General features: G+C 55.8%; 1 protein-coding gene and 1 pseudogene. Both read left to right on the top strand.

The genetic code is table 11. The annotated features are described in order from the left end of the window. On the top strand, positions 1–1,115 hold a 1,115-nt coding region (locus K359_RS60795; protein WP_245284968.1), incomplete at its 5' end, for a thioesterase domain-containing protein. Positions 1,116–1,196: 81 nt separating this feature from the next. After that, positions 1,197–1,454, top strand: a pseudogene (locus K359_RS0147880) (transposase); the annotation flags it as partial. Positions 1,455–1,685: the final 231 nt, after the last annotated feature.

Raw genomic sequence — 1,685 nt, 5'->3', positions numbered from 1 at the left:
AGGCGCTGGCTGCGCCGGACGATGAGGCGTATGCGCGCGCCGCCTATGAGGCGCCGCAAGGCGAGATCGAGCCCGCGCTGGCACAGATCTGGGCCGAGCTGCTCGGTGTTGAGCGGGTCGGACGCCACGACGACTTCTTCGAACTGGGCGGGCACTCACTGCTAGCGGTGCGGCTTCTCAGTCGAGCGCTCGATGCAGGGTTCAAGTTTACCGCCGCCGATCTCTTCCAAGCTCCTGTTCTGAAGGAACTTGCATTGAAGGTTCATTTGGAGCCACAGCCCAGTAGTCCGGGAGTGATTTGTGTTCGCGCAACCGGATCGCAGCCGCCGCTGTTCTTTGTTCCCACAGGCTTAGGAGATTGTTCCTATATCCTCAACTTGGTGGAGGAAATGGACGCGGACTGTCCAATCTATGGTCTACCGTGGCCTTCTTTCAGTGAAGTTTGTTCACCAGCTCTTGAAGCGATAGCCTCGCAAGTCATTCCGGCGATCAGGGAGATACGGTCCCGGGGTCCATATCGATTTGCTGGATACTCATCAGGCGGAATATTGGCTTACGCCATAGCCGAGCAGTTACTGAGCCTCAATGAAACTGTCTCATTTATGGCGTTCATTGATGTTACGCTACCCGCAAAGCCAGCCGGCATGACGCGCACCCAGATGGTATGCGAAGTGGTGCTAGAAACTCTTGAACCCCTTGAGGACGAGCACTTTAAACTATTAAAGCGCTTTGCACGGCACAGTTCAATTGCTCAACTACTTGAGAAGGCTCATCAAATAGGAGCTATACCTCCGGATCACAATGATGCTTTGATGTACGAGAGAATTGAGCAGTTTCAAAGGGCGCTGCAGCTATATCGGGCTCCGTCGCTGCCAATTGAGGTACATCAGTTTTACGCGACGGATTCTTCCGTAAGTTGTCGCGCACGAATAGACAAGAGCTCAATAGCTCCAGAGATGAGCTCGCCGATGCGAGGCTGGGACAGGGTTTTGAGTGCAGCGGCCATTGATACCACACCGATTCCAGGCAATCACGCGACGATGATGAACACTCCAGAAAACCGCAAAGTCCTGGCACGCTCGTTATCAAGAGCCTTAAATAGCTCACCGACGTGATGATCTGAGGCCGGCAAACTGGACCATTTTTGGCTAGAGTTTGCGCTGCGTAAATCCACCCGGCTGGGAGGAGCGACGACGATGAAGGCCTCGAAGTTTTCGGACGCCCAGAAGGCGTTCATCCTGAAGCAGGGCAGCGACGGGGGTGCGGTGGCGGAGATCTGCCGCAGGGCCGGGATCAGCCAGGCGACCTACTTCAATTGGAAGAAGAAGTATGACGGGCTGCTGCCGAACGAGATGCGACGGTTAAAGCAGCTCGAGGAGGAGAATGGCAAGCTGAAGAAGCTGGTCGCCGATCTGTCGCTCGACAAGGAGATGCTGCAGGACGTGATCCGCCGAAATGTATGGTCTGCCCCGCCCGTGCAAGGCTCTTGAGCGATCCGACTTCGACAGTCTGCGTAAATGTATCCGGCCTCTCGCGAGTGGGCTGCGGTTGCAGCCAGGCCATGATGAGATCAGCACGCCGCGTTCCCAGATAGTCGTCGGTTAAGAAGCCGATTTGAGTGGTGTGCGGTGGCTGGTGACTGAGAAGAAGGCAGCCAGGAAGAGGTACCAAAGAGCCCTTAGCCA

Origin of the sequence: Bradyrhizobium sp. th-b2 (assembly GCF_000426785.1) — a bacterium.
Classification (GTDB): Bacteria; Pseudomonadota; Alphaproteobacteria; order Rhizobiales; family Xanthobacteraceae; genus Bradyrhizobium; species Bradyrhizobium septentrionale.
The sequence above is the reverse complement of the archived record's forward strand: the minus strand, read 5'-3'. Positions and strand labels throughout refer to the sequence as shown.